Annotated in this window: 21 protein-coding genes; 13 read left to right on the top strand and 8 right to left on the bottom strand. The window is 60.0% G+C overall.

The window, feature by feature from the left end:
- The first annotated feature begins 48 nt into the window (after positions 1–48).
- Positions 49–1,707, top strand: coding sequence for a nitrite/sulfite reductase (locus BW43_RS18625; protein ID WP_032885834.1), 1,659 nt, complete (start codon positions 49–51; stop codon positions 1,705–1,707).
- Entirely contained in the window at positions 1,691–2,185 is a 495-nt protein-coding gene (locus BW43_RS18630; protein ID WP_032885833.1) for a DUF934 domain-containing protein, read from the top strand. The genes BW43_RS18625 and BW43_RS18630 overlap by 17 nt, the downstream gene beginning before the upstream one ends.
- A 41-nt stretch (positions 2,186–2,226) precedes the next feature.
- Here the strand turns inward: BW43_RS18630 and BW43_RS18635 are convergent, their stop codons facing one another.
- Positions 2,227–2,631: a MerR family transcriptional regulator gene (locus tag BW43_RS18635; protein WP_032885832.1), complete on the bottom strand. Its 405-nt coding sequence runs from the start codon at positions 2,629–2,631 to the stop codon at positions 2,227–2,229.
- A 71-nt stretch (positions 2,632–2,702) separates the two neighbouring features.
- Here BW43_RS18635 and BW43_RS18640 point away from each other — a divergent pair, with 71 nt between their 5' ends.
- The gene (locus BW43_RS18640) at positions 2,703–3,935 is read left to right on the top strand and encodes an NADH:flavin oxidoreductase/NADH oxidase family protein (RefSeq protein ID WP_032885831.1); all 1,233 of its coding nucleotides are present in this window, start codon (positions 2,703–2,705) and stop codon (positions 3,933–3,935) included.
- Between the two features lie 78 nt (positions 3,936–4,013).
- On the top strand, positions 4,014–5,738 hold the full coding sequence (gene poxB / locus BW43_RS18645; RefSeq protein ID WP_032885830.1) for a ubiquinone-dependent pyruvate dehydrogenase: 1,725 nt from the start codon (positions 4,014–4,016) through the stop codon (positions 5,736–5,738).
- Positions 5,739–5,792: 54 nt separating this feature from the next.
- On the opposite strand, the gene BW43_RS18650 is transcribed toward poxB, so the two are convergent.
- Positions 5,793–6,350 carry an NADPH-dependent FMN reductase gene (locus tag BW43_RS18650; protein WP_032885829.1) on the bottom strand — a complete coding sequence of 186 codons (558 nt, stop codon included), beginning with the start codon at positions 6,348–6,350 and terminating at the stop codon, positions 5,793–5,795.
- Between the two features lie 228 nt (positions 6,351–6,578).
- On the opposite strand from BW43_RS18650, the gene BW43_RS18655 reads away from it, so the two are divergent.
- Positions 6,579–6,815 carry a hypothetical protein gene (locus tag BW43_RS18655; RefSeq protein ID WP_032885828.1) on the top strand — a complete coding sequence of 79 codons (237 nt, stop codon included), beginning with the start codon at positions 6,579–6,581 and terminating at the stop codon, positions 6,813–6,815.
- Positions 6,816–6,876: 61 nt separating this feature from the next.
- Here BW43_RS18655 and BW43_RS0127365 read toward each other — a convergent pair whose 3' ends face one another.
- Positions 6,877–7,215 (bottom strand): hypothetical protein, encoded by a 339-nt coding sequence (locus BW43_RS0127365; protein ID WP_032885841.1) that lies wholly within the window; start codon positions 7,213–7,215, stop codon positions 6,877–6,879.
- 180 nt (positions 7,216–7,395) lie between these two features.
- On the opposite strand from BW43_RS0127365, the gene BW43_RS18660 reads away from it, so the two are divergent.
- The gene (locus tag BW43_RS18660) at positions 7,396–8,289 is read left to right on the top strand and encodes a LysR substrate-binding domain-containing protein (protein WP_032885827.1); all 894 of its coding nucleotides are present in this window, start codon (positions 7,396–7,398) and stop codon (positions 8,287–8,289) included.
- Here the strand turns inward: BW43_RS18660 and BW43_RS18665 are convergent.
- The 5 genes from BW43_RS18665 to BW43_RS18685 form a co-directional block, all read right to left on the bottom strand.
- On the bottom strand, positions 8,286–8,855 hold the full coding sequence (locus BW43_RS18665) for a GNAT family N-acetyltransferase (protein WP_032885825.1): 570 nt from the start codon (positions 8,853–8,855) through the stop codon (positions 8,286–8,288). The two genes, BW43_RS18660 and BW43_RS18665, sit on opposite strands and share 4 nt — an antisense overlap.
- 20 nt (positions 8,856–8,875) lie before the next feature.
- Positions 8,876–11,131 carry an Orn/Lys/Arg decarboxylase N-terminal domain-containing protein gene (locus BW43_RS18670; protein WP_032885824.1) on the bottom strand — a complete coding sequence of 752 codons (2,256 nt, stop codon included), beginning with the start codon at positions 11,129–11,131 and terminating at the stop codon, positions 8,876–8,878.
- A 202-nt stretch (positions 11,132–11,333) separates the two neighbouring features.
- Positions 11,334–12,074 carry a DNA polymerase III subunit epsilon gene (gene dnaQ, locus BW43_RS18675; protein WP_163033241.1) on the bottom strand — a complete coding sequence of 247 codons (741 nt, stop codon included), beginning with the start codon at positions 12,072–12,074 and terminating at the stop codon, positions 11,334–11,336.
- A gap of 73 nt (positions 12,075–12,147) precedes the next feature.
- Positions 12,148–12,600, bottom strand: coding sequence for a ribonuclease HI (gene rnhA / locus BW43_RS18680; RefSeq protein ID WP_017738572.1), 453 nt, complete (start codon positions 12,598–12,600; stop codon positions 12,148–12,150).
- A gap of 45 nt (positions 12,601–12,645) precedes the next feature.
- Positions 12,646–13,404 carry a class I SAM-dependent methyltransferase gene (locus BW43_RS18685; protein ID WP_032885822.1) on the bottom strand — a complete coding sequence of 253 codons (759 nt, stop codon included), beginning with the start codon at positions 13,402–13,404 and terminating at the stop codon, positions 12,646–12,648.
- A 65-nt stretch (positions 13,405–13,469) separates the two neighbouring features.
- On the opposite strand from BW43_RS18685, the gene gloB reads away from it, so the two are divergent.
- From gloB to BW43_RS18720, 7 genes are all read left to right on the top strand, one after another.
- The gene (gene gloB / locus BW43_RS18690; protein ID WP_032885821.1) at positions 13,470–14,237 is read left to right on the top strand and encodes a hydroxyacylglutathione hydrolase; all 768 of its coding nucleotides are present in this window, start codon (positions 13,470–13,472) and stop codon (positions 14,235–14,237) included.
- A 98-nt stretch (positions 14,238–14,335) separates the two neighbouring features.
- Positions 14,336–15,745 (top strand): lytic transglycosylase domain-containing protein, encoded by a 1,410-nt coding sequence (locus BW43_RS18695; RefSeq protein ID WP_032885820.1) that lies wholly within the window; start codon positions 14,336–14,338, stop codon positions 15,743–15,745.
- Positions 15,746–15,956: 211 nt separating this feature from the next.
- Positions 15,957–17,786, top strand: a complete 1,830-nt coding sequence (locus BW43_RS18700; RefSeq protein WP_032885819.1) for an extracellular solute-binding protein — start codon at positions 15,957–15,959, stop codon at positions 17,784–17,786.
- A complete protein-coding gene (locus BW43_RS18705) occupies positions 17,783–19,621 on the top strand; it encodes an extracellular solute-binding protein (protein WP_032885818.1) in 1,839 nt (612 codons plus the stop codon). The genes BW43_RS18700 and BW43_RS18705 overlap by 4 nt, the downstream gene beginning before the upstream one ends.
- Positions 19,622–20,698 (top strand): microcin C ABC transporter permease YejB, encoded by a 1,077-nt coding sequence (locus tag BW43_RS18710; protein WP_032885816.1) that lies wholly within the window; start codon positions 19,622–19,624, stop codon positions 20,696–20,698.
- Between the two features lies 1 nt (position 20,699).
- Positions 20,700–21,719, top strand: a complete 1,020-nt coding sequence (locus tag BW43_RS18715; protein WP_032885814.1) for an ABC transporter permease — start codon at positions 20,700–20,702, stop codon at positions 21,717–21,719.
- Between the two features lies 1 nt (position 21,720).
- On the top strand, positions 21,721–23,322 hold the full coding sequence (locus BW43_RS18720) for an ABC transporter ATP-binding protein (RefSeq protein WP_032885813.1): 1,602 nt from the start codon (positions 21,721–21,723) through the stop codon (positions 23,320–23,322).
- Positions 23,323–23,513 lie beyond the last annotated feature (191 nt).

Below are 23,513 nucleotides of genomic sequence, written 5' to 3'. Positions count from 1 at the left end.
TTGGGAGTGCGCGGCCGTGCGCGCAGATTTGCCGAGAACAGGACCTATATGTACGTATACGACGAATACGATCAGCGCATCATCGAGGACCGCGTTAAGCAGTTCCGTGATCAGACCCGACGCTACTTAGCAGGTGAACTGAGCGAAGAAGAGTTCCGCCCTCTGCGCCTGCAAAATGGCCTTTATGTTCAGCGCTTTGCGCCGATGCTGCGGGTGGCCGTGCCTTATGGCCAACTGACTTCGCGCCAGATGCGCATGATGGCCAAGATTGCCCGCGACTTCGACAAAGGCTATGCCCACATCAGTACCCGCCAGAACGTACAGTTCAACTGGCCGGCGCTGGAAGATGTGCCGGACATCCTCGCCGAGCTGGCCACCGTGCAGATGCACGCCATTCAGACCAGCGGTAACTGCCTGCGCAACGTGACCACCGACCAATTCGCCGGTGTTGCCGCCGATGAGTTGATTGACCCACGCCCATGGTGCGAAATCGTCCGTCAATGGACTACCTTCCACCCCGAGTTCGCCTACCTGCCGCGCAAGTTCAAGATCGCCGTCAACGGCTCGACCTCGGACCGCGCGGCCATCGAAGTCCACGACATCGGCCTGGAGCCGGTCTACAACGCCGCTGGCGAGCTGGGCTTCCGTGTGCTGGTGGGTGGCGGCCTGGGCCGTACCCCGGTAGTTGGTGCGTTTATCAACGAGTTCCTGCCGTGGCAAGACTTGCTGAGCTACCTCGACGCCATCCTGCGTGTCTACAACCGCTATGGCCGTCGTGACAACAAGTACAAGGCCCGGATCAAGATCCTGGTCAAGGCGCTGACCCCTGAGGTATTCGCCCAGAAAGTCGATGCCGAGATGGAACACCTGCGCGGCGGCCAGACCACCCTGACCGAAGCCGAAGTGCACCGCGTCGCCAAGCACTTCGTCGACCCCGAGTACAAGGCCCTGAGCAATCAGGACGCCGAACTCGCCGCACTCGACCAGCAGCACCCGGGCTTCGCCCGCTGGCGTACGCGCAACACCCTGGCGCACAAAAAGCCGGGCTATGTGGCCGTAACCCTGTCGCTCAAGCCTACCGGTGTTGCCCCAGGTGATATCACCGACAAGCAGCTGGACGCCGTTGCCGACCTGGCCGACCGTTACAGCTTCGGTCAACTGCGCACCTCCCACGAGCAGAACATCATTCTCGCGGATGTGGAGCAAAGCCAACTGTTCACCCTGTGGGGCGAACTGCGCGAAGGCGGTTTCGCCACGCCGAACATTGGCCTGCTGACCGACATCATCTGCTGCCCAGGCGGTGATTTCTGCTCCCTGGCCAACGCCAAGTCGATCCCGATTGCCGAATCGATCCAGCGCCGTTTCGACGACCTGGACTACCTGTTCGACATCGGCGAGCTGGACCTGAACATTTCCGGTTGCATGAACGCCTGTGGTCACCACCACGTCGGCCACATCGGCATCCTGGGCGTGGACAAGAAAGGCGAAGAATTCTACCAAGTGTCCCTGGGTGGCAGCGCCAGCCGCGATGCGAGCCTGGGCAAGATCCTCGGCCCGTCCTTCGCCCAGGAAGCCATGCCCGAGGTGATCGGCAAACTGATCGATGTGTACATCGAACAGCGCACCGAAGATGAGCGTTTCATCGACACCTACCAGCGCATCGGCATTGACCTGTTCAAGGAGCGCGTCTATGCAGCGAATCATTAAGAACAACGAAGTCCTCGACGAAACCTGGCACCTGCTGCCCAAGGACGCGAGCTTCGACGGCATTTCCAACTGCGACGACCTGATCGTGCCGCTGGCCCTGTGGCGCGAGCATGGCCACGCGCTCAAGGCCCGCGACGGCGGCCTAGGTGTGTGGCTGGACGCCGATGAAGAAGCCGAGGAGATCGGTCCTGACGTGGAACACTTCCAGGTCATCGCCCTGAATTTCCCGGCCTTCACCGACGGTCGCAACTACTCCAACGCACGCTTGCTGCGTGACCGTTATGGTTACAAAGGTGAGCTGCGGGCGATCGGCGATGTGCTGCGCGACCAGTTGTTCTACCTGCGCCGTTGCGGGTTCGATGCCTTTGCGCTGCGCGCAGACAAAGACCCGTACGAAGCATTGGAAAGCCTCAAGGACTTCTCGGTAACGTACCAGGCTGCAACCGATGAGCCGTTGCCGCTGTTTCGCCGGCGCTAAGTCTGCGGACATGAAAAAGCCCTGGCATGCCAGGGCTTTTTTTATGGTTGAAGTTTTATCGACGCCAGCACCTGCTTCTGCCCCATGGAGCATGGCACGCCTTCCGGCTGCGCCCGCACGGCCTCGATCACGCCCAGCAACTGCGCTTTGCTGTGGGCCAATTGCGCTTGCATCACTTCGATCTGTGCCACTTTGCGCTCCAGGGCCTCGATCAACTCGTCGCGCTTGTGCTCTCCAGGCGCGGGCATCAGCGCCTTGAGTTCCTGCAAGGTAAACCCAGCCTGCTGCGCACTCTGAATCAATTGCAGAGTCTGCAAGGCCTCTGGCGCATAACGCCGGTATCCGTTGGACTGGCGTCCGACCTGACTGATCAACCCTTCGCTCTCGTAAAAACGAATGCGTGAAGCGGCCAGACCGCTCTGTTTTGCCAGCTCACCAATATTCATCACAACGCCTGCTTGACATTAAAGTTAACTTTAAGCTTAGCCTGAGCCCTCCCCCGCTCAGGAGTCAACTCATGTCACCTTTTGAAGCCCTGCAACTGCCCAACGGCCAAATCATCGCCAATCGCATCGCCAAGGCTGCGATGGAAGAGAACATGGCCGATATCAACCAAGCGCCGTCCCGCGAATTGAAGCAGTTGTACAAGGCCTGGGCAGACGGCGAACCCGGCCTGCTGCTGACCGGCAATGTGATGATCGACCGCCACGCCATGACCGGCCCCGGCGGCGTGGCCCTGGAAAACGAGGAGCACCTGGACAGCTTTCGCGAATGGGCCGATGTAGCCCGTAACAAGGGCGTGCACTTCTGGATGCAGCTCAGCCATCCAGGGCGCCAGACCATGGCCAATCTCGGCCAACAAGCCTTGGCACCGTCTGCCATTGCGCTGGACCTGGGCAGCTTTTCCAAGATGTTCGCCACACCAAAAGCGATGACCGAAGACGATATTCAGGACGTGATCCGGCGCTTCGCAACCAGCGCACGCCTGGCCGAGAAAGCTGGCTTTACCGGGGTGCAGATCCACGGCGCCCACGGCTATTTGCTGAGTCAATTTCTCTCGCCCTTGAGCAACCACCGCAGCGACCGTTGGGGCGGCTCGCTGGAAAATCGCGCGCGCCTGCTGCTGGAAGTGATTCACGCCGTGCGCGCCAGTGTCAGCCCGTCGTTTTGCGTGGCGGTCAAACTCAACTCGGCGGATTTCCAGCGTGGCGGCTTCGATGAAACCGATGCGCGCGCGGTGGTCGAAATGCTCAACCCGTTGCCCATCGACTTGTTGGAATTGTCCGGTGGCAGCTACGAGGCGCCCGCCATGCAAGGCGAAGCGCGGGATGGTCGCACCCTGGCCCGTGAGGCGTATTTCCTAGAATTTGCCGCAGAAATGGCCAGCGTCGCCACCATGCCCGTGATGGTCACCGGTGGCATTCGCCGACTGCCTATCGTGAAGCAGGTACTGGACAGCGGCGTCGCCATGGCCGGTATCGCCACCGCCCTGACCCTGGAACCACAATTGATCAAGCATTGGCGCGAAGGACGCGACCTCAACCCGCAACTCAAACCGATCGATTGGAAGCGCAAGCCCCTGGCCTCACTCGCTACGCTCGCCGTGGTGCGCGGCCAGATGCGCCGCCTCAGCCGTGGTCGTTTGCCCAACCCCAAGGTTATCCCCTGGCTGGCCCTGGCGTGTGACCAATGGTTTATCGCTCGGCGCACTCGGCAGTACCGTGCGGCCATGACGCAATCTTCACATTAAAGACGGAGCATTCGCCGTGATCGAGCTGTCCCCTATTGATCAGCAGTTTTTTAACCTCACTGACGATTGGAGTGCTTCATGGCGAAAATCAACCTGGCCCAGCAACTGGCGACCACCCTTGAACAGGCGGGCATCAAGCGCATTTGGGGCCTGACCGGCGACAGCCTCAACGGCCTCACCGACGCCTTACGCACCATGGACAGCATTGAGTGGATGCATGTGCGCCACGAAGAAGTCGCAGCATTTGCCGCCGGTGCCGAAGCAGCAGCCACCGGCGAGTTGACGGTGTGCGCAGGCAGCTGCGGGCCGGGCAACCTGCACTTGATCAATGGTCTGTTCGACTGCCATCGCAACCATGTGCCAGTGCTGGCGATTGCCGCGCAGATTCCGTCTTCGGAAATTGGCCTGAACTACTTCCAGGAGACCCATCCCCAGGAACTGTTCAAGGAATGCAGCCACTTCATCGAGCTAGTCACCAACCCCGCGCAGATGCCCCAAGTGCTGCACCGCGCCATGCGCTCGGCGATCCTCAATCGCGGCGTAGCAGTGGTGGTGATTCCGGGGGATGTGTCGCTGCTGGAAGTCGAAGACACCCTCAAGCCGTGGCCGGCCCTGCACGCGCCACGCACACTGCCTGCGGAGGCCGATCTGCTGCACTTGAGCGAGATCCTCAAGGACAGTGAAAAAGTCACGCTGCTCTGTGGCAGCGGCTGTGCGGGCGCCCATGCGCAAGTGGTGGCCCTGGCCGATACGCTGGGTGCGCCGGTGGTGCACGCCCTGCGCGGCAAAGAACATGTGGAATGGGATAACCCGTTTGATGTGGGCATGACTGGCCTGATCGGCTTCAGCTCCGGTTACCACGCCATGCTCGACTGCGACACGCTGATCATGCTCGGCACGGACTTTCCATATCGCCAGTTCTACCCTACGGACGCAAAAATCATCCAGGTCGACCGCAACCCACAGGCATTGGGTCGTCGCGCTACCTTGGACTTGGGCATCGCCGCAGATGTGGGCGAAACCATCGACGCCCTCCTTCCGCGCTTGACCCGCAAGACGGATCGCAGCTTCCTTGAGACTTCATTGAAGCATTACGTGAAAGCCCGCCAGGGGCTCGATGACCTTGCGCAACCTTCAAAAGCCAACCGGCCGATCCATCCGCAATACGTCGCGCGATTGCTCAGTGAACTGGCCGACGATGATGCGATCTTTACCGCCGATGTCGGTTCGCCCACGGTCTGGGCGGCGCGCTACCTGAAGATGAACGGTAAACGCCGCCTGATCGGCTCGTTCAACCACGGCTCCATGGCCAACGCCATGCCCCAGGCCATTGGCGCGCAGGCAGCATTCCCGGGGCGGCAAGTGATTTCGATGTCCGGCGATGGCGGGTTCGCCATGTTGATGGGGGATTTCATCTCGCTGGCGCAGCTGAAGTTGCCGGTGAAAGTCATCGTGTTTGATAACTCGTCACTGGGGTTCGTCGCCATGGAGATGAAGGCGGCGGGTTATCTGGACGCGGGCACCGAACTGAAAAACCCGGATTTCGCGGCGATGTCCAATGCCATGGGTATCCTCGGCATTCGTGTGGAGCAGTCCGAAGACCTGGAGCCGGCCCTGCGCCGCGCCCTGGCCCACGATGGCCCGGTGCTGGTGGACGTGGTGACTGCCACCCAGGAACTGGTGATGCCACCGAGCATCAAGCTGGAGCAGGCCAAGGGGTTTAGCTTGTACATGCTCAAGGCGGTGATGAGTGGGCGTGGCGATGAGGTAATCGAGCTGGCGCGGACCAACTGGCTGCGCTGATCTAAACATGTGGGAGGGGGCAACCCCCTTCCCACGCTTTACGCTATTGCCAACTCAAGCCGTTTGTTTTTCTACCCACTGCCCATAGGCATCGATAAACGCCTGCAAAAACGGCTTGGTCTTTTCCGACACTTTGCCCGACTCATCAAACACACTGCCCGCCCCACCCAGGTAGGCTTCGGGCTGCTGCATGCACCACACATCAAGGAACACCAGGGACTGACGCAGATGGTGGTTGGCGCCAAAGCCTCCGATAGCGCCAGGCGACACACTGATGATCGCACCCGGCTTGCCGCTCCAGGCGCTTTGCCCATAAGGACGGGAACCCACATCAATCGCGTTCTTCAACGGGGCCGGCACCGAGCGGTTGTATTCCGGGGTCACGAACAACACCGCGTCGGATGAACTCACCTGTTTGCGGAAAGTACTGTAGGCTGCCGGCGGTGAATCAGCGTCGATGTCTTCGTTGTAGAGCGGCAAATCGCCAATTTCGACGATGTTCAACTTCAGATTGGCTGGGGCCAGTTCGGCCAATGCCAACGCGACCTTGCGGTTGATCGACTGTTTTCTCAAGCTGCCAACCAGGACGGCAATCGTGTAGACCTTGCTCATTGAGGTTTTCCCGATGTCTGACTAAAGGAGCTTGTAGTTATAGAGGCTTCACGACAGGTTCACCAGAAGGTTTTGAGAATCCTCCAGACGTTTGCCTCGCACCTCTCTGCGTAGGAGGCGTCGTAAAATCCCAGCGAATAGTATTTTTTTTCCGTAGGCAAACTACCCCTCTTTATTACGGTCTACAGAACCGCAAATCGAGTGTTTATCTCCAGAGGTTCTAAACAGATGGCAGCAGTACTTGTCGGACAGTTCCATGCCAGAGACGCGGAAGGCCGCGTTTATTCCGTGCATGAGTTCCAGGAATCCAACCCGGCGCAAGGCGACCTGGCTGGCTCGGCGCCCACCACAACCTACAAGCTGGCCATTGGCGACCGTGTAGAAAAACTGGAAGGCGATGAGTTCAAACTGATCCAGTCGGGCATCATTATTGTCCGCGAATCGCAAACCACCCTCGCTTCATAAGATCTCGCCTTGATGACCTGCTCAGTCCTGGCCATTGCTGGCGTTGACTGGGCTGGGGTGATCAGGGGCTGCGGATTTCCGTCACTTCGATGCCCTGCTCGCCTTGCTTGAGCGTCACCAGCAAGTGCCCCCGCTCCCCTTCCACGGCGTACATCGAGCGCGTGTAGCCCGACGTGTTGTACGCGGGATACGCCTCCACCTGCCTGATCAAGGTCACCCCCAACACCGCCCCCACTTGTTCGCCGACCTGTTCCTGGGCACGGATAAACGCTTCGAGCGCCAGGCTTTCCGGTGTGTTGTTGTCGTGATTATTGAAGAGATAAGCCGCCGCGCACCCCACGGTCACCAGAACCATGAGTTGCTTGGCCGTTACCCCGAAGAACGTCGAGGGAATAGGCATTCGAGACCAGACCTGTTTTTGTTGTAGTGCCGGTACCCGGCTTTGGTCGCTGATGATCAGACGAGCCATTTTAGTAAGGTCGTGGCTGAACGCCAGTGGCATAGGCGACCTGCACCGTCTTTTTTGCGCACGACCGCTTGCACCATTGAAACCCCACCACACTGCACATAGACTCCGGCCATGCGTTTACGTCATATCGAAGTGATTCAGGCCATCTTGCAGACCGGACACCTCGGCACGGCCGCCGAATGGTTGCAACTCCCCGTGGGCGATGTGGACGCGGCGCTGAAGGAAGCCGAGCAGCAACTGGGCTTTATGCTGTTTGCCAGCGTGCGCGGGCGCTTGCAGGCAACACGGGAAACCCTCGAACTGCAGGCAGAAATCGCCCATATATACGAAGCGCTGGAACCGGTGCAACGCCTGGCCAGCCGTTTGAAACACCATCACGCCCCGCCCTTGCGTGCGCTCTGTACCCCGCCCCTGGCCAATCAACTGCTGCCGCAAAGTATCGCGGTGCTGCGTCGACGCTTTCAGGACACCCCGTGCAACCTATCGAGCCAGCCCACAAGGGAGATCGTCAGGAGCCTGTTGCTGCATGAGGCCGATGTCGGCTTGAGCCTGCATGACCCGGAACACCCGCAAATCGTCAGCACCGTGCTGGCTCAAGGCAAACTGCAGTTGCTGGCGCCCCACGGCTGGCTCAAGCCCAAGCAGAAGTACATTGCACTACAGGACCTGGCCGGCCAGTCGATGATCGGGTTGGAGGGGCAAGACCCGCTCAGCCGCCTGCTGGACGCCAAGCTGCAAGCCCTACGGCCGCTTCCGGTGGTGCAGACGCGGGTGCAGACCTACCAGATGATGCGCAGCATGGTAGAAGCGGGAGAAGGCTTGGCGATTGTCGACCCCTTCACTGCATTTGGCGCGCAAGAGGCCGGGCTGGATGCGTGCCCGGTGTCGCCGCCGATGATGGTCAGCCTGTACGCGCTGACCCTCAAGGATGGCGCGGCCTCTCCAGCGATGAATGCATTGCTGGAGATTGTCACGCAGAAGGCTGAAAGCCTGCTGCTGAGTTAAGCCTTGTCGACTTCGGCCTTGAACAGCCGATACCAGAAAATCGCCACTTCGCGAGTTTGCGGGTCAATGCCGCGATAGCGCAGGTGGTCGATCCCGCCCATCACATAGCCGCATCGCTCATAGAGGCGGCAGGCGCCGAGGTTGTTGTTCTGGGTTTCGAGCATCATGCCCGGCAGGTTTTTCTTGCGGCTCCAGAACTGCGCTACATCCAGTAATGCCTTCGCTACACCGTGCCGCCGCGCCGGCAAGACCACCGCCAGTTCATCCACATGGGCAAAGCCATTCCAGTTGGTGCTGACCACGACATGCCCCACAGGTCGATCGTCCAGATAGGCCATGAAGATCGCACTGTCTGGGGCATCGCGGAAACTGGCGAACTCCTCAGGATCAATCCCATAACATTTGCGGTACGGCAGGATACGCTCCAGCGGCCATTGATCGACGCGCTTGCCCATCTCCGGCACGCTGTAGGCGCTGACCTCGAAACTGAAGTCATTGCCCCACACGTAGGCATCAAAACCTTCGTCGGCGACTCGCACACTGAGCCCTGGATACTTCGGGTTCATTACAGCTTGCATAAACATCCTTAACCCTTGATGCAGTCGACGGTGTAACAACGACCACTGCCGTCATCTTCGTGTTGTAACCCGTGAACATCGGCAAAAAAACCGGGAAAACTGCTATCGAACGTACGGGCAAATGCCAGGTAGTCGATGATCGAGCGGGTGCTCTCGGTAAAGCGCTCGCCGGGCATGATCAACGGAATACCAGGCGGATACGGCACCAGCATCACGGCTGCGACGCGTCCTGGCAAGGCATCAATCGACACTGCTTCCACTTCACCCCTTACCAATTGGTCGTAGGCGTGCGCCGGTTTCATCGCAATCTCCGGTAGTACGGTGTACATGCGCTTGAGGTGTTTGGCGGTGGCGTTGCTGCGGTAACAGCTGTGCAATTGGTCGCACAGGTCGCGCAAACCCAGGCCCTGATAACGCGCCGGGCCTTGGGCAAACACCGAGGGCAAACAACTGGCCAGGCTGACATTCGCGTCGTAGCTGCGTTTGAATTCCAACAACTCGGTGAGCAACGTACTCCATTTGCCTTTGGTGATGCCCATGGAAAACAACACGAGGAAGGAATACAACCCGGTCTTCTCCACCACCAACCCGCGCTCCCAGAGGAACTTACTGACCACGGCGGCAGGGATCCCACAATCGCTCAAGGCGCCGCCGGCATTGAGACCGGGCATGACCAGCGTCACTTTGATCGGGTCCAACAACACATAATCTTCGGCCACATCCCCAAAGCCATGCCAGTCATCCTGCGGCTGCAACAGCCAATCTTCCGTGGCGACGCGGTCGATGCCCGCCACCGACGGCGGCTGCCAGATCGAGAACCACCAATCTTCAGCGGCGATATGCTGGCGGAGGTTAGCCAGCGCGCGGCGAAAACTCAGGGCTTCGTCGAACATTTCCTGGAGCAACGAACGCCCGGCAGGGCCTTCCATCATCGCCGAAGCCACGTCCAGCGACGCGATGATGCTGTACTGAGGCGAGGTGGAGATGTGCATCATGAACGCTTCGTTGAAACGGTCACGGTCCAACTGACGGGCGCCGCCGTCCTGTACATGGATCATCGAGGCCTGGCTGAACGCGGCCAACAACTTGTGAGTGGAGTGAGTGGTGAACACCAGTGGGCTGTCCGGAGTGCGCGAGGTGCCCATGCCATAGCGCCCGGCAAAGAATTCGTGGAACGCCGCGTAGGCGTACCAGGCTTCGTCAAAGTGCAGCACCTCGACGCTGTTGCCCAATTGCTGCTTGATCAGCTCGGCGTTGTAGCACAGGCCGTCATAGGTGGAGTTGGTGACCACGGCCAACTTCACTTTCGCTGGCCGGCCACGGGTCAACGGACTGGCGTCGATCTTGGCGCGGATCGACTCGGGGCTGAATTCACTCAGGGGGATCGGGCCGATAATGCCCAGTTCGTTGCGCTCCGGGCACAGGTACAGCGGGATCGCGCCGGTCATGATGATCGAGTGCAATACCGACTTGTGGCAGTTGCGGTCCACCAGCACCAAATCATCGCGGGCGACCATCGAGTGCCAGACAATCTTGTTGGCGGTGGAAGTGCCGTTGATCACAAAGAAGGTGTGGTCAGCGCCAAAATTACGGGCAGCACGAGCCTCTGCTTCGGCCAGGGGGCCAGTGTGGTCCAGCAGCGAGCCCAATTCGGGCACAGAGACCGACAAATCCGAACGCAGGGTGTTTTCCCCAAAGAACTGATGAAATGCCTGCCCCACCGGGCTTTTGCGGTAGGCCACGCCACCGCCATGGCCGGGGGTGTGCCAGGAATAATTTGAATCAGCGGTGTGCTGCACCAAGGCCTTGAAGAATGGCGGCAACAAGCCATCCAGGTAAGTGCGCGCAGCGCGGGCCACTTGCCGGGCCAGGAATGGCACGGTGTCTTCGAACAGATAAAGGATGCCACGCAGTTGATTGAGTTCGCTCATGGCATCGGCCGGGGCGTTTTCCAGGGTGACTTGCTCGCCCAAGGCAAAGATCGGCAGGTTCGGTGCCCGTACCCGCGCCAAGCGAATCAGCTCAACCATGTTTTGCAGCAGATGGGTATTTTCGCCAGCGCCTTCGGCGGCGATCAACATGCAGGCCAAGCCGTGATGGGTAGACGCCACTAGCCGACCTTCGGCGTAGTCCACGGCGGAAAAAACACTGAAGCCCTCTTGTTCCAACTCCCTGGCAATGCCGCGGACCCGGTCGCCGGCAACGGTGTCGGCCTTGATGTCGCGGTGCACGATAAGGATAGGGAACTTCAGGTCTTTGTACATGAGGGCGTGGGAGTCCTGAGGGCTATTCACTCAGGGTAGAAGCTGGGAAGCGATGACGCGAATGAAGATTTTGAAAGCTATGCAGATCAACTGTGGGAGGTGGCTTTCTCCCGATCACGGTGTGTCAGCTAATAGTTGATTGGCTGATCCACCGCTATCGGGGGCGAGCCCCCTCGCACAGGTTGATCGGACCCACGCAGGGCTATTGTTGTGTCAACTGGGTCCACAGCGCCGGCGCGCCCGCCGACTTGGCAATCGCTTCCAGGCGTTGCGCATGCTCGACCATGTCCTGCTCGCTGGCGCGGAGAATGGTGGTCGGCTTGCGATCTGCCGGCAGACGCCGGATTTCCGAAGGACGATTGCCCGAGCCTTCCGCAGAGCCGCTGCCATCGGAAGCATTGCCGGCCAGGGATAGGCTGGTCTGCCCGCCGGTCATGGTCAGGTAGACGTCGGCGAGAATCTCGGAGTCGAGCAAGGCGCCGTGGAGTTCTCGGCCGGAGTTGTCGACGCCATACCGCTTGCACAACGCATCCAGGCTGTTGCGCTGGCCAGGGTGACGCTCCCTGGCCATCATCAAGGTGTCGAGGATCGAGCAGTGCTGGGAAATATCCGCGCGATCCGTCTGCCCCATGAGGGCAAATTCGTTGTTGATGAAGCCGACGTCGAACGCCGCGTTATGGATGATCAACTGGGCGCCGTTGATGAATTCGAAGAACTCATCGGCCACCTCGGCAAAACGCGGCTTGCCCTTGAGGAACTCGTCGGTGATGCCGTGGACGCCGATGGCGCCTTCGTCACTGTCGCGATCCGGTTGCAGGTAGACGTGGAAGTGACGCCCGGTGAGGCGCCGACCCATGAGTTCGACACAGCCGATTTCAATGATCCGGTGGCCGTCAGTCACCGGCATGCCGGTGGTTTCGGTATCGAGTACAACAGATCGGATGGCCATCAGGGTTCAGCTCTCAACGGGGTGGTGGTGTGCGTCAAAGGGCGGGATGTTAACACGTCAGACGGCATCAGCTTTGCTTGTAGCCCCGCACTTCATCCACGCCACGGTTGGCCAACTGGTCGGCACGCTCGTTGCCGGGGTGGCCGATGTGACCACGTACCCACTTCCAAGTGATGTCATGGCGATTGCATTGCTCATCGAGCAGTTGCCATAGGTCGGCATTCTTGACCGGTTCTTTGGCGGCGGTCTTCCAACCGCGCTTTTTCCAGTTGACCATCCACTCGTTGATGCCCTTCATCACGTACTGCGAGTCGGTCACCAGCAGTACGTTGCAACGGCGCTTGAGTTCTTCAAGGCCGCGAATCGCGCCCATCAATTCCATGCGGTTGTTGGTGGTGTTGGCTTCGCCGCCCCACAGTTCCTTCTCGACGCCCTTGCACACCAGCAACGCGCCCCAGCCGCCGGGGCCTGGGTTGCCCTTGCAGGCGCCATCGGTGAAGAGTTCTACGGTATCGGTCATCGGTTACATCCATCAAAACAGGCGGGATCTGAAATCAAAAAGGTTTTACGGTTCGCTTTGCTTGCGATTGACCTTGGCCATCGGCATCGGCACCAGCTTGCCCATGGGCTGGCGGGGCACCTGGCGCACTGGCCGCAGCCCGACCACAATCTTGCGCGCTACTAATAAATAGAAGCCGCCGCCCGACAGTTGCCAGGCACCCGCGCGGCGTTCCCAGCCGGCCAGGCGCGCCTGCCACTTGGTCGAGGCGAGCGGCGGACGATAGCACCCGAAGCGGCGTTTCTCCAGCGCGAAGCCCAGCAGGTTCAACCAGTCCGCCACCCGCGACGGCGAGATGCAGCGCGCCTGGCGAAGGCCATCATGAGCGAACACATGGCGCAGCCCCCAACTGCTCCAGGGGTTGATACCAACAATCAGCAAATGGCCACCAGGGCGCACGCTGCTCGCCGCCTCGCGCAGCAACCCGTGAGGCGACAGGCAGAAATCCAGGCCATGCTGCAACACCACCACATCGGCAGCGTGCTCGCTCAACGGCCAGGCCTGTTCCTCACAAACGATCTCTACGCCCGGCAACGGAGCACCCAGGCGCACATTGCGCTGCACCTGCGGCGCAGAGGGCGGCGTCTGTGCCGAGGGACCGTAATGCACGAGGTAGCCACCAAAGAAACGACCCAACTCGTCTTCGAGCATGCGCCGTTCTTCATCCAGCAAAAATTGCCCGATGGGCCCGGACAACCATTCGCGGGCCGCGCCGATCAGGGCCAGCCACTCAGGATCGGCCTGGGCGAACGCTTTATCAGTCATTGCATTCTCCAACTCGCCTAGACGTTCTAAGATGCACCAATGTGTTCAGCTTGGCGAATCGAAGAATGATACAGATCAGTGCTCTGCCCGCCTTCACCGATAACTACATATGGTTGCTACAGGACCCGCATACCCAACGTTGCGCGGTGGTCGATCCCGGCGATGCCGCGCCGGTACTGGGCTGGCTTACGCAACATCCGGAGTGGACCCTGAGCGACATCCTGATCACCCACCATCACCATGATCACGTGGGTGGCGTCGAGCAACTCAAGCGAGTGACCGAAGCCAAGGTCTACGGACCGGCCAACGAGCAGATCCCGGCGCGGGACGTCGCCCTGCAGGATAACGATCGCATCAACGTGCTCGGCTGGGACTTTGACATCTATACCGTGCCAGGTCACACCCTCGGCCACATCGCCTTCTATCACCAGGGCGCGCTGTTCTGTGGCGACACCCTGTTCGCCGCTGGCTGCGGCCGCCTGTTCGAAGGCACGCCGGAGCAGATGCACACTTCCCTTGAGCGCCTGGCCGCACTGCCCGCCGACACGCTGGTGTACTGCACCCACGAATACACACAAAGTAACCTCAAGTTCGCCCAGGCAGTGGAACCGGACAACGCCGACATCGCCGAACGGGTGGAAATCGTCCGCCAACTCAGGGCCCGTGGTGAGATAACACTGCCCTCCAACCTGGCATTGGAAAAACGCACCAACCCTTTTCTGCGTACTTCTGAAACATCCGTTAAACAAAAAGCGGACGAACGGAATGGCCGCGACAACCGCTCTGGGGCCGAGGTGTTTGCTAGCTTGAGGGCTTGGAAAGATAAGTTCTAAGACGATGCAATCTGATACGTAATTTCTGAATGGTTGACCGGAACCAAAGTGCTTTCTAGAATCGCCCGACATTTTTGCCCGGAACTTACTTCCAGCCAATGTCGTCATCTATTCGTAAATCCAACCATTCAGACGCATTGACCCGCCTGGCTCAAGCTGTGGCGGTGGCTGTGTCCGCAACACTGGCGGGCTGCCAATCGACCAATTTCACTGCACAATCCACCGTGCAACCCAAGCCCAACCTTACCGCCAAAATCAAACAGAAACCCGTCATCTGGCTTTCAGAAAAGCCTGCTCCCGAAGTACCGCAGGATGTCTGGGAACGCATGCGACGGGGCTTTCAATTGCAGGACAACGTTGGCGTCAACCCGCGCATCGAGCAACAGCGCCTGTGGTTCGCCAGCAACCCGTCCTTCCTGGAGAACGCCGGCGAACGCGGCAGTCTCTACATTCATTACATCGTCGAACGCCTTGAAGAACGCAACATGCCCCTGGAGCTGGCGCTGCTGCCAGTGATCGAAAGTGCCTACAACCCAATGGCCTATTCGCGCAGCGATGCCGTCGGCTTGTGGCAGTTCATCCCCTCCACCGGGCGCTACTTCAACCTGCGCCAGACCCGCGCCTATGATGGCCGCCGCGACATTACCGCCTCCACCACCGCCGCCCTAGACTACCTGACCCGTCTGCACGACATGTTCAACGGCGACTGGCTGCTGGCGCTGGCAGCCTATAACGCCGGCGAAGGCACGGTGAGCCGGGCGATCGAGCGCAACGAGAAGCTCGGTCTGCCCACCGACTACTGGAACCTGCCCCTGCCCCAGGAAACCAAGGATTACGTGCCCAAGTTCCTGGCGCTGTCCCAGGTGGTGCTGGCCCCTGAGGCCTACGGCGTCAACCTGAACCCGATTGCCAACACGCCTTACTTCGAAGTCGTAGAAGTCAAACAAAGCATGGACCTGTCCCGGGTCGCCGCGCTGGCGGAGATCGACGAAGACGAGCTGTTCCAGCTCAACCCGGCCCTCAAACAACGCACCACCCTGGATGGCCCGCAGCATCTGTTGGTACCGAGTTCCAAGGCGCAGTTGCTGACCAGCACCCTTTCGACGATGAAGCCTGAAGAATTACTGGCGATGCGCCCGAAGAAACAGGTCTTCGACGAAGTTGAGACCGCACGGGTTGCCGGCCGCAGCCGAAGCTACAAGGTGCGCAGCGGCGACAACCTCACGCTGATTGCCAAGGCCAACAAGGTCGATGTGCATGACCTGCAACGCTGGAACAAGCTTAACGGCCAGGCCCTCAAGGTTGGTCAGACCCTGGTGATGCAGGACACCCGCCGCGCAGTAGCCAGCAGCAAGAAGCCGGTGCAGTACAAGGTCAAGAAAGGCGACTCGCTGTACATCGTCGCCAAGCGTTTCAACGTCGAGATGCAACATCTCAAGCGTTGGAACCCGCGTACTGGCCAGGCATTGAAGCCGGGGCAGATGCTGGTAGTTTCCGGGCCGCGCTAAGGCTTTCAGAACACTGTAGAACCAATGTGGGAGGGGGCTTGCCCCCGATATCGGTGGATCATCCAATGAATCTGGTGGCTGACAAACTGCTATCGGGGGCAAGCCCCCTCCTACACTGAATATCCAGTGTTCCCAACCGGCTTTTTCCAACCGGAACAAGCTGTTACTGTACCGACCATAAAGCCCAAGCCGCCTGGATCGGATCTCTGACTTGAAGCGTCCCCTCCTTCTACTAATAAGTCTGGCCTTGAGCTTTGGTGCGAACGCGACGATTACCGAGAGCCACGGGTATACGCAGTTCGGCAGGCTCAAATACCCAGCCAAATTCACCCACTTCGATTGGGTAAATCCTGCAGCGCCGAAAGGCGGGACCTTGCGGGTCATGGCATTTGGCACCTTCGATACGCTCAACCCCTACACGTTCAAAGGCTCAAGCCCGGTTTCAACCCCCAACTTCCTGCAATACGGCGTCAATGAGCTCAATGAACCATTGATGGTCGGCACCGGCCAGTACGCGCCATCCGGCGATGAGCCCACCTCAAGTTACGGATTGATTGCCCAATCGGTGGAGTACAGCGAGGACCGCAGTTGGGTAGTGTTCAACCTGCGCCCGGAAGCACGTTTTCACGACGGCAAGCCGATCACCGCGTATGACGTGGCGTTTTCCTATCGCACCCTGCTGACCGAAGGCCACCCGCAGTACCGCACCAACCTGCAGGAAGTGGCGCGGGTGGACATCCTCAACCGTCACCGCATCCGCTTTGTATTCAAGCGCGCCGGCAACCCGCTGCTGATCCTGCGCCTGGGCGAGTTACCGGTGCTGCCCCAACACTATTGGAAAAACCGCGATTTCAAGGCGACCACCTTCGAACCGCCGCTGGGCAGTGGGCCTTACCGTATCAGCAAGGTCACGCCTGGGCGCCAATTGGTGTTCGAACGGGTCAAGGATTACTGGGGCAAGGACCTGCCAGTCAACCAGGGTTTCTATAACTACGACAAGGTCGAGGTGGAGTTCTACCGCGACAGCGACGTGGCCTTCGAAGCCTTCAAGGCCGGCGAATTCGACATCTATATCGAGCACCAGGCCAAGAATTGGGCGAATGGTTACAACTTCCCGGCGGTGAACCGGGGTGACGTGATCAAGGCGCAGATCGCTCACCAGATCCCCACCCAGAGCCAGGGCCTGTTCATGAACACCCGCCGGCCGACCTTCAGCCAGACCAAGGTGCGCGAAGCCCTGGGGCTGATGTTCGACTTCGAATGGACCAACCGCACGCTGTTCAGCAACGCCTACAAACGCACTTTGAGCTACTACCCCAACAGCGAGTTCGCGGCGACCGGCGTACCCGTGGGCCACGAATGGCTGATGCTCTCGCCGTACCGCGAGCAATTGCCGGCGAACCTGTTTACCCAAGCCTTCAGCCTGCCGCAGACCGACGGGCGCGGCATCCCCCGTGAAAACATGCGCCGCGCCCTGTCGCTGCTGGGCGAAGCCGGGTGGAAGTTGTCGGGCCAACGCCTGCTCAACAAGGACGGGCAACCGCTGCGCTTCGAGATTCTGCTGGTCAATCCGAACCTGGAGCGCATCCTGCAGCCCTATGTCGAGAACCTGATCAGCATCGGCATCGACGCGCGGCTGCGCACCGTTGACCGCGCGCAGTACAAGCAGCGCCTGGATCAGTTCGACTTCGACATGATCCTGATCACCCTCAATCAGACCCTGAGCCCCGGCCTTGAGCAGTGGCAGTACTTCCACTCCAGCCAGGCCGCAATCAAGGGCAGCAAGAACTACGCGGGCATCGCCAACCCCATTGTCGATCACCTGCTGGAACAACTGCTGGCCGCCCAGACCCGCGAAGAACAACTGGCCGCCGGCCGCGCCCTGGACCGAGTGCTCCTGTGGCAGCACTACAGCATTCCCAACTGGTACCTCAACTATCATCGCCTGGCGTACCGTAACCGGTTCGCCTTTGTCACCACGCCGCCCTACAGCCTGGGCCTGAGCGCGTGGTGGCTGAAAGCGTCGGAGAAAGCCCAATGATGTCTTTGCGTACTTCACTGTTTGCCGGCCTGTTGCTGTGCTCCGCAGCCCACGCGGCGCCGCAACATGCGCTGACGCTCTACAACGAGCCGCCGAAATACCCCGCCGACTTCAAGCACTTCGACTATGTGAACCCGGATGCCCCCAAGGGCGGCACCTTCCGCGAATCGAGCATGGGCGGCTTCGACAGCCTCAACCCGTTTATCAGCAAGGGCGTGCCGGCCGACAACATCAGTCTGATCTACGACACCCTGGCCATGCAGAGCCTGGACGAACCCATCACCGAATACGGCCTGGTCGCCGGCAAGATCGAAAAAGCCCCGGACAACAGCTGGGTGCGTTTCTACCTGCGCCCCGAAGCGCGGTTCCATGACGGCCACCCGATCCGCGCCGAAGACGTGGTGTTCACGTTCCAGGAACTGATGAAGGAAGGCTCGCCGATCTACCGCACCTACTACGCCGATGTCGATGAAGTGGTCGCCGAAGACCCGCTGCGGGTGTTGTTCAAATTCAAGCGCACCAACAACCGCGAGTTGCCACTGATCCTCGGACAACTGCCGGTACTGCCCAAGCATTGGTGGGCCACGCGGGACTTCGCCAAGGGCAACCTGGAGGTGCCGCTGGGCAGCGGGCCGTACAAGGTGGCCGAGGTCAAGGCCGGGCGCATGATCCGCTACGAGCGGGTCAAAGACTACTGGGCCAAGGACCTGCCGATCACCAAGGGTTTCTACAATTTCGATAACCGCATCACGGACTACTACCGCGACAGCACCGTGTCCCTGGAAGCGTTGAAGGCCGGGCAGTTCGACTACTGGCTGGAATTCAGCGCCAAGAACTGGGCCAACGCCTACAACATTCCGGCAGTGACCCAGGGCCGGTTGATCAAGGAAGAGATCCCCAACGGCAATCCCACGGGCATGCAAGGTTTTGTGTTCAATACGCGCAAGGCGATGTTCCAGGACGTGCGCGTGCGCAAGGCCATCAGCCTGTTGCTGGACTTCGAGTGGAGCAACAAACAGCTGTTCAACGGCGCCTACACCCGCACCCGCAGTTACTTCGAAAACTCTGAAATGGCCGCCACCGGCCTCCCCGGCCCGGATGAGCTGAAAATCCTCGAGCCCCTGCGCGACAAAATCCCGGCCGAAGTCTTCACCCAGGCCTTCGAGCCGGCCAGAACCGACGGAAGCGGCATGATCCGCGCCCAGCAACGCGAGGCCTACCAACTGCTGCAGGAGGCCGGCTGGCGCATCGTTGATGACAAGATGGTCGACACCACGGGTAAACCTGTGACCATCGAGTTCCTGCTGGCACAGACCGAGTTCGAACGCATCCTGCTGCCCTTCAAGCGCAACCTGGCGGACCTGGGCATCGACCTGGTAATCCGTCGGGTGGACGTCTCGCAGTTCGTCAACCGTGTCCGCTCTCGGGACTTCGACATGATGGTGGGCAGCTTCCCGCAGTCCACTTCGCCAGGTAACGAACAACGGGAGTTCTGGAAGTCTTCCAGCGCCGACAAGCCTGGCAGCCGCAACTACATGGGCCTCAAGGACCCAGCGGTGGACCAGTTGGTGGAAGAACTGATCGACGCCGATTCGCGCAAAAGCCTCGTGGCCCATGCCAAAGCGCTGGATCGCGTGCTGCAGTTTGGCTACTACGTGATCCCCAACTGGCACATCAAGACGTTCCGCGTGGCGTATTGGGACCACCTGGGGCACCCCAAAGTCCCGCCGCGCTACGACGTGGGCACAGCCACCTGGTGGAGCAAACCCAACGTCAGACCTGCCGTCACCTTGGACACAGACACGAACGCCGATTCGGCGAGTGGAGGCGATTAAATGCTGGCCTATATTGTTCGCCGCCTGTTGCTGATCATCCCCACGCTGTTCGGGATCCTGCTGATCAACTTCATCATTATCCAGGCCGCCCCCGGTGGTCCGGTGGAACAGATGATCGCCAAGCTTGAGGGCTTTGAAGGCGCCACCAGCCGCATTGCCGGCGGAGGCGCGGAAGTCTCGGTGGCCGGTTCCAGCAGCTATCGCGGCGCCCAAGGTTTGGACCCGGCGCTGATCAAGGAAATCGAAAAGATGTACGGCTTCGACAAGTCGGCGCCGGAACGCTTGTGGATCATGGTCAAGAACTACGCCCAGCTGGATTTTGGCGACAGCTTCTTCCGTGACGCCAAGGTCATCGACCTGATCAAGGAAAAGATGCCGGTGTCCATCTCCCTCGGGCTATGGAGCACGCTGATCATGTACCTGGTGTCGATCCCCCTGGGGATCGCCAAGGCCACGCGGCATGGCAGCCATTTCGACGTGTGGACCAGTTCGGCGATCATCGTCGGCTACGCGATCCCGGCGTTTTTGTTCGCCATCCTGCTGATCGTGGTATTTGCCGGCGGCAGTTACTTCGACTGGTTCCCGTTGCGCGGGCTCACCTCCAACAACTTCGACGAGTTGAGCTGGGGCGGCAAGATCCTTGACTACTTCTGGCACCTGGCATTGCCCATCACTGCGCTGGTCATCGGCAACTTCGCAACCATGACGCTGCTCACCAAAAACAGCTTTCTCGACGAGATCAACAAGCAGTACGTGGTCACCGCCAAGGCCAAGGGCCTGACCAACCACCGCGTGCTCTACGGCCATGTGTTCCGTAACGCGATGCTGCTGGTGATCGCCGGGTTTCCGTCCGCGTTCATCGGGATTTTCTTCACCGGCTCGTTGCTGGTGGAAGTGATCTTCTCCCTCGACGGCCTGGGCCTGATGAGCTTTGAAGCGGCGATCAACCGCGACTACCCGGTGGTGTTTGGCACGCTGTTTATCTTCACCCTGCTGGGGCTGATCGTGAAACTGATCGGCGACCTTACCTACACCCTGGTCGATCCGCGCATCGACTTCGCCAGCCGGGAGCATTGAGATGAATCTATCCCCCCTCAATCGCCGTCGGTTCGAGCGTTTCAAGGCCAACAAACGTGGCTGGTGGTCGCTGTGGCTGTTCCTGATCCTGTTCGGGCTGAGTCTGGGCGCGGAGCTGATCGCCAACGACAAGCCGCTGGCCGTGCACTACGACGGCGACTGGTATTTCCCGGCGCTCAAGCGCTACCCGGAAACCACCTTCGGCGGCGAATTCCCACTGGAAGCCAACTACAAGAGCCCGTATATCCAGGAGCTGCTCAAGGCCAAGGACGCCTGGACTCTGTGGGCACCGATCCCGTTCAGCTACCAGAGCATCAACTACGACCTGAAAGTGCCGGCCCCCGCGCCGCCTTCGAGCGTCAACCTGCTGGGCACCGATGACCAAGGCCGCGATGTACTGGCGCGGGTGATCTACGGGTTCCGGGTTTCGGTGCTGTTTGCCCTGACCCTGACCATCCTAAGCTCGATCATTGGCGTGATCGCCGGAGCCTTGCAGGGTTTCTATGGCGGCTGGGTCGACCTGGCCGGGCAGCGTTTCCTGGAAATCTGGTCCGGGCTGCCGGTGCTGTATTTGCTGATCATCCTCGCCAGCTTCGTGCAGCCCAATTTCTGGTGGCTGCTGGGCATCATGCTGCTGTTTTCCTGGATGAGCCTGGTGGATGTGGTGCGCGCCGAGTTCCTGCGTGGGCGCAACCTTGAATACGTGCGTGCAGCCCGGGCACTGGGGATGCAGAACGGCGCGATCATGTTCCGCCACATCCTGCCCAACGCCATGGTCTCAACCATGACCTTTATGCCGTTCATTCTCACCGGCGCTATCGGCACCCTGACCGCACTGGACTTCCTTGGCTTTGGTCTGCCAGCCGGCTCGCCGTCCCTGGGTGAACTGGTAGCCCAGGGCAAATCCAACCTGCAAGCACCGTGGCTGGGCATGAGCGCGTTTGCCGTGCTGGCGATCATGTTGAGCTTGCTGGTGTTTATCGGCGAGTCCGCTCGCGATGCCTTCGACCCGAGGAAATGAGATGAATCAGGACAATCTGATCGAAATCCGCGACCTCAGCGTCGAGTTTGTCACCGGCGAGCATCACCACAGGGTGGTCAACAACGTCAGCTTCGACATCAAACGCGGCGAAACCATCGCGCTGGTCGGCGAAAGCGGCTCTGGCAAGTCGGTGACCGCCCACTCGATCCTGCGCCTGCTGCCCTACCCCTTGGCACGGCACCCGAGCGGCATCATCCAGTACGCCGGACAAGACTTGCTGACCCTCAAGGAAAAGACCCTGCGGCACATTCGCGGTAACCGCATCGCAATGATCTTCCAGGAGCCGATGACCTCGTTGAACCCACTGCACTCCATCGAGAAGCAGATCAACGAAGTGCTCGGCCTGCACAAGGGGCTGACCGGCAAGGTTGCCACGCAGCGCACCCTGGAATTGCTCGAACTGGTGGGCATTCCCGAACCGCACAAGCGCCTAAAGGCCCTGCCTCACGAGTTGTCCGGCGGTCAGCGCCAGCGGGTAATGATTGCCATGGCATTGGCCAACGAGCCGGAACTGTTGATCGCCGACGAGCCGACCACGGCCCTCGACGTGACCGTGCAGTTAAAAATTCTGGAGCTGCTCAAGGAGTTGCAGGCACGTCTGGGCATGGCCTTGCTGCTGATCAGCCACGACCTGAACCTGGTGCGGCGCATTGCCCATCGCGTCTGTGTGATGCAGAAAGGTTGCATCGTCGAGCAGGCCGAATGCGAGACGCTGTTCCAGTCGCCGCAACACCCGTACACCCAGGAATTGCTGGCGGCCGAACCCAGCGGTGGACCGGCCAATAATGTGGTCGGGCCGCCGCTGCTGGAGGTCGATGACCTGAAGGTGTGGTTCCCGATCAAGAAGGGCTTTTTGCGCAACACCGTCGATTACGTCAAGGCGGTCGATGGCATCAACTTTAGCCTGCCCCAAGGGCAAACCCTGGGCATCGTCGGCGAAAGTGGTTCGGGCAAATCAACCCTCGGTCTGGCGATTTTGCGCTTGATCGGAAGCAAAGGTGGGATTCGCTTCGAGGGCCAGCAGCTTGACCGCCTGACGCAACAGCAGGTGCGCCCGCTGCGCCGGGAAATGCAGGTGGTGTTCCAGGACCCGTTCGGCAGCCTGAGCCCGCGCATGAGCGTCAGTGAGATCGTTGGTGAAGGTCTGCGCATTCACAAAATGGGCACGCCGGCCGAGCAGGAAGCGGCGATTATCGCGGCGCTCAAGGAAGTGGGCCTGGACCCGGAGTCCCGCCATCGCTACCCCCACGAATTTTCCGGCGGGCAACGCCAACGCATCGCTATCGCCCGCGCGTTGGTGCTCAAGCCGCGCCTGATCCTGCTGGACGAACCTACCTCGGCGCTGGACCGCACGGTGCAACGCCAGGTCGTGGAATTGCTGCGCAGCCTGCAGGCCAAGTACAACCTGACCTACCTGTTCATCAGCCATGACCTGGCGGTCGTGAAGGCATTGAGTCACCAATTGATGGTGGTCAAGCATGGCCAGGTGGTGGAACAAGGCGATGCGCGGGCGATTTTTGCTGATCCGCAGCACGCGTATACCCGGCAGTTGCTGGAAGCGGCGTTCCTCGTTCCTGCCTGAATGCAAGCAGACCTAATGTGGGAGGGGGCTTGCCCCCGATGAGGGATTGTCAGCTGATGCAGCTGTGGCTGACCCACAACAATCGAGAGCCCCCCCTCCCACCTTCAGCCCTACTCCTTTAAGCCTGCCTAGTAGCGAACCAATATCATTTGCGCTCACCCCATCCTTTTGCTTTAATCGCGACCAATTCT

This window comes from Pseudomonas sp. RIT357 (assembly GCF_000632245.1).
Taxonomy (GTDB): Bacteria; Pseudomonadota; Gammaproteobacteria; order Pseudomonadales; family Pseudomonadaceae; genus Aquipseudomonas; species Aquipseudomonas sivasensis.
This window is presented reverse-complemented; position numbering and strand designations above follow the sequence as displayed.

Excerpts from the sequence above, each read along its gene's own strand:
- BW43_RS18625 (WP_032885834.1), top strand. The coding sequence starts at position 49 with ATGTACGTATACGACGAATACGATCAGCGCATCATCGAGGACCGCGTT.
- BW43_RS18630 (WP_032885833.1), top strand. The coding sequence starts at position 1,691 with ATGCAGCGAATCATTAAGAACAACGAAGTCCTCGACGAAACCTGGCAC.
- BW43_RS18635 (WP_032885832.1), bottom strand. The coding sequence starts at position 2,631 with ATGAATATTGGTGAGCTGGCAAAACAGAGCGGTCTGGCCGCTTCACGC.
- BW43_RS18640 (WP_032885831.1), top strand. The coding sequence starts at position 2,703 with ATGTCACCTTTTGAAGCCCTGCAACTGCCCAACGGCCAAATCATCGCC.
- poxB (WP_032885830.1), top strand. The coding sequence starts at position 4,014 with ATGGCGAAAATCAACCTGGCCCAGCAACTGGCGACCACCCTTGAACAG.
- BW43_RS18650 (WP_032885829.1), bottom strand. The coding sequence starts at position 6,350 with ATGAGCAAGGTCTACACGATTGCCGTCCTGGTTGGCAGCTTGAGAAAA.
- BW43_RS18655 (WP_032885828.1), top strand. The coding sequence starts at position 6,579 with ATGGCAGCAGTACTTGTCGGACAGTTCCATGCCAGAGACGCGGAAGGC.
- BW43_RS0127365 (WP_032885841.1), bottom strand. The coding sequence starts at position 7,215 with ATGCCTATTCCCTCGACGTTCTTCGGGGTAACGGCCAAGCAACTCATG.
- BW43_RS18660 (WP_032885827.1), top strand. The coding sequence starts at position 7,396 with ATGCGTTTACGTCATATCGAAGTGATTCAGGCCATCTTGCAGACCGGA.
- BW43_RS18665 (WP_032885825.1), bottom strand. The coding sequence starts at position 8,855 with ATGAACCCGAAGTATCCAGGGCTCAGTGTGCGAGTCGCCGACGAAGGT.
- BW43_RS18670 (WP_032885824.1), bottom strand. The coding sequence starts at position 11,131 with ATGTACAAAGACCTGAAGTTCCCTATCCTTATCGTGCACCGCGACATC.
- rnhA (WP_017738572.1), bottom strand. The coding sequence starts at position 12,600 with ATGACCGATACCGTAGAACTCTTCACCGATGGCGCCTGCAAGGGCAAC.
- BW43_RS18685 (WP_032885822.1), bottom strand. The coding sequence starts at position 13,404 with ATGACTGATAAAGCGTTCGCCCAGGCCGATCCTGAGTGGCTGGCCCTG.
- gloB (WP_032885821.1), top strand. The coding sequence starts at position 13,470 with ATGATACAGATCAGTGCTCTGCCCGCCTTCACCGATAACTACATATGG.
- BW43_RS18695 (WP_032885820.1), top strand. The coding sequence starts at position 14,336 with ATGTCGTCATCTATTCGTAAATCCAACCATTCAGACGCATTGACCCGC.
- BW43_RS18705 (WP_032885818.1), top strand. The coding sequence starts at position 17,783 with ATGATGTCTTTGCGTACTTCACTGTTTGCCGGCCTGTTGCTGTGCTCC.
- BW43_RS18710 (WP_032885816.1), top strand. The coding sequence starts at position 19,622 with ATGCTGGCCTATATTGTTCGCCGCCTGTTGCTGATCATCCCCACGCTG.
- BW43_RS18715 (WP_032885814.1), top strand. The coding sequence starts at position 20,700 with ATGAATCTATCCCCCCTCAATCGCCGTCGGTTCGAGCGTTTCAAGGCC.
- BW43_RS18720 (WP_032885813.1), top strand. The coding sequence starts at position 21,721 with ATGAATCAGGACAATCTGATCGAAATCCGCGACCTCAGCGTCGAGTTT.